The organism is Halorubrum sp. AD140, from assembly GCF_034497445.1.
GTDB lineage: Archaea > Halobacteriota > Halobacteria > Halobacteriales > Haloferacaceae > Halorubrum.
On the sequence record NZ_JAXRUU010000099.1, the window covers coordinates 1 to 6,472 of the forward strand.

Sequence of the window (6,472 nt, forward strand, 5' to 3'; positions counted from 1 at the left end):
CCTCCGCGGCGACGAGGATCGGCTCCGTCTGGTCGGTGTCGATCAGCACGGGCGCCCCGTAGGACACCTGCAGCGCTCGCGCGCCGAGGATGCGTGCCTTCTCGTATCGGTTGTATCGCTGTCCTGACATTGTTACTGGTACGGCGAGACGACGTCGACGAGGTCGCGGTGGCTGACCAACATCCGGCGGCAGCAGTGCCGGTTGACCCCGAGGTCGTCGAGCACTTCGCCCGGGTCCTCCTCGCCCTCGCGGGCGCGCTCCTTGAATTCCTCCCAGTGTTCACCGACGACGTTGCCGCACGTGAAACACCGGACGGGGATCATCATGACTGGATCACCTCAGCGGTAGGACTTCTGGTAGCGAGCACGCGCGCCCGGTCCGCCCCACTTCTTGGGTTCGGACTGGCGCACGTCGTTGACCAGCAGCGTGCGGTCGAAGGTCATGTACGCGTCGCGCAGCTCGGCGTCGCCGAGGTGCTGGACGAGCCCGCGCGCGATGGCGGTCCGCGTCGCGTCGGCCTGGCCGCTGAAGCCGCCGCCCTCGACGTTGACCTCGATGTCGACGCCGTCGCGAAGCTCCTCGCCCGCGATGCGGAACGGCTCAAGCATCTTGAGCCGCGCCTGCTCCGGTTCGACCAGCTCGACTGGCTGGGAGTTGATGCGAACGCGGCCCTCGCCGTCGCGCACGGTGGCGCGGGCGACGGCCGTCTTCTTCTTGCCTGAGGTGTTAGTTACCATGTGACGTTGGCTCCCAGAGACTCGGAGATGTCTCCGAGCGTCGTGAACTTGATGTTCGAGAGGCGGTCGAGCGAGGTGTCGTCGAGGACGACGCTCTCGACGTCCTCGTCGCGCTCGTAGGGGTTGCCCACGTAGACGCGGACGTTCGAGAACGCCTCGCGGCCGTCCTCCGTCTTGTACGGCAGCATGCCGCGGATGGCGCGCTTGAAGATCCGGTCGGGGCGCTTGGGGTAGTACGGCCCGCTGTCGGAGCCGAGCTCCGCGCGGGTGTGGTACGTGTCCATCGTCGCCTCCTCGTTGCCGGTGATGACCGCGCGCTCGGCGTTGACGACGGCGACCGTCTCGCCGGCGAGGGCGCGCTGGGCGACCTTCGACGAGACGCGACCGAGGATGCAGTCGCGGGCGTCGACGACGACGTCCGCGTCGATCTTCGCGAGACTCATCGGATCACCCGGACGTTGCTCCCTTCGGGGTTCTGTTCGACGAACTGTTCGAGTGACACCGCTTCGCCGGCCTGGTCGATCTTCGTGCGGGCGGTTCCCGAGAAGTCGACGGCGGCGACGGTGACGTTCTTTTCGAGCACACCGCTGCCCAGCACCTTGCCGGGGACGACGACCGTCTCGTCTTCCTGAGCGTATCGTTCGATGCGGCCCAGGTTGACCTCAGCGTGCGTGCGCCGTGGCTTCTCCAGTCGGGCGGCGATGTCCTGCCATACGTTGGCACCGGAATCGCGCGACACCGACTTCAGATCGGCGATGAGGTTCTGTAGTTTCGGATTCGTCTTGCTACTCATAGCTGTCCCTCCTGTGTCGGAGAGTTCGTGAAAACGGAGTGCAGGGAGCAGGATTTGAACCTGCGGACCTCTACAGGACAGCGCCCTGAACGCTGCGCCGTTGGCCTGACTTGGCTATCCCTGCGTGCACTCCTGGGTAATCCGGCTCCCTTCAAACCACTTTCGGTCCCGCCGTCGGCGGAACGTCCCGACCCGACGGAGGGGCGGGCTGCGGCGCCGCGGCTCCGTGCAGGGGCGGGCGCCGGCCGTGCGGTTTGAAGGTCCGTCATTACGTTAGACCGCGACTTTCGTCTGTAGTTCGTCCGCGCGCTCCTCGATGGAGTCGATCGCGCGGAGCAGCAGTTCCTCGACGCTGAACGACCCGTCCGTCTCGATGTGGAAGACGAACGCGCCGGGGACGTCCTCGACGCTGACCTCCTTCCCGGGGAACCGCTTCGAGAGGTCGTTGTCGAACTCGTCGGTGAGCTCTATCGAACCGTCGGGCGTCTCGATGACGCCGCGGAGGATCCGCGGCTCGTCGTCGTCGAACTCGCCGAGGTCGCCCTCGACGGTGACGCGCTGGAGGTGGCGGTAGCCGACGGAGACGCCGCCCTGGTGTTTGGCGTGCTCCTTGCCGGAGTCGAGCACCGCGTCGGCCTCGAACTCCAGCCGCTGCCCCTCCTTCAGCTCGATGATCGGCACGTTCTCGTCGGCGACCTCGACGAGCGGGTCGGCGCTCTCGATGTCGCCGGAGTACGCCGTCGCCGGCCCCTCGACGTCGAGCGCGAGGGTGACCTCGTCGCCGACCTCGAAGTCGTCGAGCGGCGTCGTCAGGGGCACCAGCCCCAGCCGGAGGCCGATCATCTCGTCGAACATGACGGAGGAGTTCTCGACGAACCGGACGGTGTCGATCGAGAACGTCGGGACGTCGGCGATCATCGCGCGGCGGATGCCGTTGGCGAACGCCGGCGTGAGCCCGCGGATCAGCACCCGCGCGCTGCGTTCGTCCCGTTCGACGTACTGGACGTCGAAGTCGTCTTCCGTCATGTCAGACTCGCTTGTTCTTGGGCGCCTTCGTCCCGTCGTGCGGGATGGGCGTGACGTCCTCGATCCGGCCGATCTCGACGCCCGCACGCGAGAGCGCGCGGATCGTCGCCTGCGCGCCGGGACCGGTGGACTTGTTGAGGTTGCCGCCGGGGCCGCGCACGCGAACGTGCACGCCCTCCAATCCGGCGTCCTTGACGCGCTCGGCGACGACCTCCGCCATCTGCATGGCGGCGTACGGCGACGCCTCGTCGCGGTTCTGCTTCACCACGGTGCCGCCGGACGACTTGGCGATCGTCTCGGCGCCAGTCTCGTCGGTGACCGTGATCAGCGTGTTGTTGAACGACGCGTACACGTGGGCGATGCCCCACTTTCCGTCCTCGGATTCACTCATTAGTTGCCCTCCTGTGACTCCGCGCGCTCGGGGTGGAGATCGTCCGCGAGCGGGCTCGTCTCGTCGAAGGCGATGGCGCCCTCGTCGGACACGTCGACCTTCACCGACGGGCGAGTGACGCGCGCGCCGTCGACCGTGATGTGGCCGTGAACGATGAACTGGCGGGCCTGCTGCGTGGAGGACGCGAACCCCTGCCGGTAGGCGACCGTCTGGAGACGGCGCTCGAGCAGGTCGGTCACGTCCAGCGAGAGGACCGCGGAGATGTCGTCGTTGTCGCCGAGGATGCCGATGCGGCGGAGCCGTGCGACGAACTCCGCGCCGGCCTCCTGGGCGACGTCGACGTCACCCTGGGCCTCGCCGAGCAGGCGACGCGCCTCGCGTCGCATGCTGCGCAGCTCGGACTGGGCGCGCCAGAACTCCTCTTTGCTCTTGAGACCGTACCGCGAGAGGAGGTCGGACTCCTCGGCGATGCGCTCGCCCTGGTACGGGTGGTTCGGCGTCTCGTAGCCCTTCGTGTTCTTGCCGGTGCTCATTCGTCGTCACCCGCTTCTTCCTCGGCCATCTCCTCGCGAATCTCCTCGACGTTGACGCCGATGGTGCCCTCGGACCGGCCCGTGGACTTCGTGCGCTGGCCGCGTACCTTCTGGCCGCGCTTGTGGCGAACGCCCTTGTACGATTCGATGACTTTCATCCGGTTGATGTCGTGGCGACGCTTCTCCTCGACGTCGGTGCCGACGAGGTGCGTCGTCTCTCCGGAGTAGAAGTCGTTCTGTCTGTTCGTCATCCACGACGGGACGTGGTCTTCGAGGTTCTCGGCGATGTCGACCACCGCGTCGATGTCATCCTCGTCGAGGAGCCCGAACGTGGCGTTCTTGTCCACGTCGGCCTTCTCGGCGACCAGCCGCGCCGTGCGCGTGCCGATGCCGTCGAGTTCGGACAGGCTTCGCTCGACCGTCTTCGTCCCGTCGAGGTCCGCGCCCCCGATCCGGACGAAGTACTGGAGGTTTTCCTCCTCCTCCGCCGAGTCGTCCTGTGGTTCTTCCGTGCTCATGTGTTGGTTGTGGTGAGCCCTACCGGCGCGAATCCGGCGGTGCTCGGTCCGTTCGAGCGTTGCGGCGGGGATTCGAACCCCGGAGGCAGTGACGCCACAGAGTTAGCAACCCTGCGCCTTGGGCCAGGCTTGGCTACCGCAACTCGCGTCGTATCGTCGCCCTCGTGGACTCGGGACCCGGCGCCCCTGCAGTTCGTGCATCCGTACGGTCCCGCTTTCGCTACTTAAACGTCACGGAAGGGCGGGGCGAGTGACCCCGGTTCGCACGGGTGTGAGGGGTTGACACGAGAGAACGCGGATCCCGTGGAACGGTTCCGTTTGGCGTACTGTTTAGTGGGTGCCGCGGGTGGACAGACGTATGAAGGCCGTCCAGTTCGACTCCCACGGCGACCGCGACGTGATCGAGTACGGCGAGTTCCCCGACCCCGAGCCCGGCCGCGGCGAGGTGCTCGTCGACGTCAAGGCCGGCGCGTTGAATCACCTCGACATCTGGACCCGGCGCGGGATGCCCGGCATCGACTTGGAGATGCCGCATATTCCGGGCAGCGACGCGGCGGGCGTCGTCGAGGCCGTCGGCGAGGGCGTGACGCGGTTCGAGCCCGGCGACCGCGTCGCCGTGAGCGCCGGCGTCTCCTGTGGCGAGTGCGAGTTCTGCCGCCACGGCGAGGAGTCGCTGTGCCCCTCGTTCCACATCATCGGCGAGCACGTTCGCGGCGTCCACGCCGAGTTCGCGGCCGTCCCCGCGGAGAACCTCGTCCCGGTCCCCGAAGGCGTCGACTGGGAGGTCGCCGGCTCCGCCTCGCTCGTCTTCCAGACCGCGTGGCGGATGCTGCAGACACGCGCCGACGTCGAGGCCGGCGAGACGGTCCTGGTGCTCGGCGCCTCCGGCGGCGTCGGCCACGCCGCCGTCCAGATCGCCGACCACGCGGGCTGTGAGGTGTTCGCGACCGCCTCCAGCGAGGAGAAGCTCTCGCACGCGGAGGCGTGCGGCGCGGACCACGTCATCGACTACGAGACGAACGACTTCGCCGAGGAGGTCGCCGAGCTCACCGGCCGCCGCGGCGTCGACGTCGTCGTCGACCACGTCGGCGAGGCGACCTACCCGAACTCGCTGAAGTCGCTGGCGAAGGGCGGCCGGATGGTCACCTGCGGCGCGACCACCGGCCCGAACCCCGACGCGGGACTCAACCGCATCTTCTGGAACCAGCTGTCGGTCATCGGGTCGACGATGGCGACGCCCGGCGAGGTCGACGACGTCCTCGAACTCGTCTGGGACGGGACGTTCGAGCCGCACGTCCGCAAGACGTTGCCGATGAGCGAGGCCGCGCGCGCCCACGAGATGATCGAGAACCGTGAGGGCTTTGGCAAAGTGGTCGTAAAGCCGGACAGTGAGCTCTGAAGCCAACGGTGACGCGGGCGAGAGCGCTGACGGCGGCTACGTCCACGTCCCGGAGGGCGAGAGCGACGGCACCGACGGTCTCGCCGAGGGACCGGTCGGCGACGAGTCGGACGCCGAGGGGACGACCGGCGACGAACCGGAAGCCGACGGGTTCGGCCGGAGGGGGTGGGCCCTGACGGCCGTCCTGTTCACCTGCGTCCTCGTCATCCCCGGCGTCATCTACGTCTATCCGTACGCCGCGGGCTGGTTCGGGCTGCCGTTCTTCGCGACGTACCTCGCGCTCCCGCTCGTCCCCGCCGTCCTCCTCGGCCTCGTCGCCGTCTGGTCGATGACCGCGGCGACGCGGGACCGGTAGCGGGAGGCGTCGCCGCCGCGGGAACGACGCCGCGAGACCGGTAGCGGGAGGCGTCGCCGCTGCGGGAACGACGCCGCGAGGCCAGTGCAGCGAGCGGCGAACGACAACCGTTTTGAACGACACCCGCGCAGTAGCGATATGTTGATCACCGTCTCCGGCCCGCCGGGCAGCGGGAAGAGCACGAACGCCGCGGGGCTCGCCGACCGGCTCGGCGTGGACCACGTCTCCGGCGGCGACATCTTCCGCGAGATGGCGGCCGACCGCGACATGACGCCCGTCGAGTTCAACGAGTTCGCCGAGGAGGACCCCCAGTTCGACCGCAAGCTCGACCGGCGCCTCCGCGAGATTGCCGCGACCCGCGACGACCTCGTCCTCGAGTCGCGGCTCGCCGGATGGCTAGCCGCCGACCACGCCGACTTCCGCTTCTGGTTCGACGCCCCCCTCTCCGTCCGCGCCGAGCGCATCGCGGAGCGCGAGGCGAAGCCCGTCGACCGCGCGAAGGTCGAGACCGAACGCCGAGAAGCCTCTGAGCGGAAGCGGTACCGCGAGCTCTACGACGTCGACATCGACGACCTCTCCATCTACGACGCCGCGTACAACACGGCCCGCTGGGGACCCGACCGCTTCCTCGACGCGCTCGTCGCGACCATCGAGGCGTACGACCCGGCGACCGACGAGGGGAAGGCGCCCATTGAGGGCGTGCGCTACGACTTCTGAGT

Annotated in this window: 12 protein-coding genes and 2 tRNA genes; 3 read left to right on the plus strand and 11 right to left on the minus strand. The window is 68.2% G+C overall.

What is annotated here, in order from left to right; translation table 11 throughout:
• The 11 genes from U4E84_RS15830 to U4E84_RS15880 form a co-directional block, all read right to left on the minus strand.
• Positions 1–130: DNA-directed RNA polymerase subunit K (locus U4E84_RS15830; RefSeq protein WP_322533095.1), on the minus strand; the 130-nt coding region annotated here is incomplete at its 3' end.
• Positions 131–132: 2 nt separating this feature from the next.
• Entirely contained in the window at positions 133–327 is a 195-nt protein-coding gene (locus tag U4E84_RS15835) for a DNA-directed RNA polymerase subunit N (protein WP_149783217.1), read from the minus strand.
• Positions 328–339: 12 nt separating this feature from the next.
• A complete protein-coding gene (locus U4E84_RS15840; RefSeq protein ID WP_322533086.1) occupies positions 340–738 on the minus strand; it encodes a 30S ribosomal protein S9 in 399 nt (132 codons plus the stop codon).
• Complete coding sequence (locus tag U4E84_RS15845) at positions 732–1,181, minus strand: 50S ribosomal protein L13 (protein WP_322533087.1); 450 nt, start codon at positions 1,179–1,181, stop codon at positions 732–734. The genes U4E84_RS15840 and U4E84_RS15845 overlap by 7 nt, the downstream gene beginning before the upstream one ends.
• On the minus strand, positions 1,178–1,531 hold the full coding sequence (locus tag U4E84_RS15850; protein WP_322533088.1) for a 50S ribosomal protein L18e: 354 nt from the start codon (positions 1,529–1,531) through the stop codon (positions 1,178–1,180). The genes U4E84_RS15845 and U4E84_RS15850 overlap by 4 nt, the downstream gene beginning before the upstream one ends.
• 39 nt (positions 1,532–1,570) lie before the next feature.
• Positions 1,571–1,655 (minus strand) — tRNA-Leu (locus tag U4E84_RS15855).
• A gap of 149 nt (positions 1,656–1,804) precedes the next feature.
• Positions 1,805–2,557, minus strand: a complete 753-nt coding sequence (locus U4E84_RS15860; protein WP_322533089.1) for a DNA-directed RNA polymerase subunit D — start codon at positions 2,555–2,557, stop codon at positions 1,805–1,807.
• A gap of 1 nt (position 2,558) precedes the next feature.
• On the minus strand, positions 2,559–2,948 hold the full coding sequence (locus U4E84_RS15865; RefSeq protein WP_004046448.1) for a 30S ribosomal protein S11: 390 nt from the start codon (positions 2,946–2,948) through the stop codon (positions 2,559–2,561).
• Positions 2,948–3,481, minus strand: a complete 534-nt coding sequence (locus U4E84_RS15870) for a 30S ribosomal protein S4 (RefSeq protein ID WP_322533090.1) — start codon at positions 3,479–3,481, stop codon at positions 2,948–2,950. The genes U4E84_RS15865 and U4E84_RS15870 overlap by 1 nt, the downstream gene beginning before the upstream one ends.
• Positions 3,478–3,999 carry a 30S ribosomal protein S13 gene (locus U4E84_RS15875; protein ID WP_322533091.1) on the minus strand — a complete coding sequence of 174 codons (522 nt, stop codon included), beginning with the start codon at positions 3,997–3,999 and terminating at the stop codon, positions 3,478–3,480. Before U4E84_RS15875 ends, U4E84_RS15870 begins: the two co-directional genes overlap by 4 nt.
• Positions 4,000–4,056: 57 nt before the next feature.
• Positions 4,057–4,142, minus strand: a tRNA-Ser gene (locus U4E84_RS15880).
• A 215-nt stretch (positions 4,143–4,357) separates the two neighbouring features.
• Here U4E84_RS15880 and U4E84_RS15885 point away from each other — a divergent pair.
• From U4E84_RS15885 to cmk, 3 genes are all read left to right on the plus strand, one after another.
• Complete coding sequence (locus U4E84_RS15885) at positions 4,358–5,398, plus strand: zinc-binding dehydrogenase (protein ID WP_322533092.1); 1,041 nt, start codon at positions 4,358–4,360, stop codon at positions 5,396–5,398.
• Positions 5,388–5,753 (plus strand): hypothetical protein, encoded by a 366-nt coding sequence (locus U4E84_RS15890; RefSeq protein WP_322533093.1) that lies wholly within the window; start codon positions 5,388–5,390, stop codon positions 5,751–5,753. The genes U4E84_RS15885 and U4E84_RS15890 overlap by 11 nt, the downstream gene beginning before the upstream one ends.
• A gap of 138 nt (positions 5,754–5,891) precedes the next feature.
• Positions 5,892–6,470 (plus strand): (d)CMP kinase, encoded by a 579-nt coding sequence (gene cmk / locus U4E84_RS15895; protein ID WP_322533094.1) that lies wholly within the window; start codon positions 5,892–5,894, stop codon positions 6,468–6,470.
• Positions 6,471–6,472: the final 2 nt, after the last annotated feature.

Coding starts and splice junctions, on each gene's coding strand:
- U4E84_RS15840 (WP_322533086.1), bottom strand. CDS start 738: ATGGTAACTAACACCTCAGGCAAGAAGAAGACGGCCGTCGCCCGCGCC.
- U4E84_RS15845 (WP_322533087.1), bottom strand. CDS start 1,181: ATGAGTCTCGCGAAGATCGACGCGGACGTCGTCGTCGACGCCCGCGAC.
- U4E84_RS15835 (WP_149783217.1), bottom strand. CDS start 327: ATGATGATCCCCGTCCGGTGTTTCACGTGCGGCAACGTCGTCGGTGAA.
- U4E84_RS15865 (WP_004046448.1), bottom strand. CDS start 2,948: ATGAGTGAATCCGAGGACGGAAAGTGGGGCATCGCCCACGTGTACGCG.
- U4E84_RS15850 (WP_322533088.1), bottom strand. CDS start 1,531: ATGAGTAGCAAGACGAATCCGAAACTACAGAACCTCATCGCCGATCTG.
- U4E84_RS15885 (WP_322533092.1), top strand. CDS start 4,358: ATGAAGGCCGTCCAGTTCGACTCCCACGGCGACCGCGACGTGATCGAG.
- U4E84_RS15870 (WP_322533090.1), bottom strand. CDS start 3,481: ATGAGCACCGGCAAGAACACGAAGGGCTACGAGACGCCGAACCACCCG.
- U4E84_RS15875 (WP_322533091.1), bottom strand. CDS start 3,999: ATGAGCACGGAAGAACCACAGGACGACTCGGCGGAGGAGGAGGAAAAC.
- U4E84_RS15860 (WP_322533089.1), bottom strand. CDS start 2,557: ATGACGGAAGACGACTTCGACGTCCAGTACGTCGAACGGGACGAACGC.
- cmk (WP_322533094.1), top strand. CDS start 5,892: ATGTTGATCACCGTCTCCGGCCCGCCGGGCAGCGGGAAGAGCACGAAC.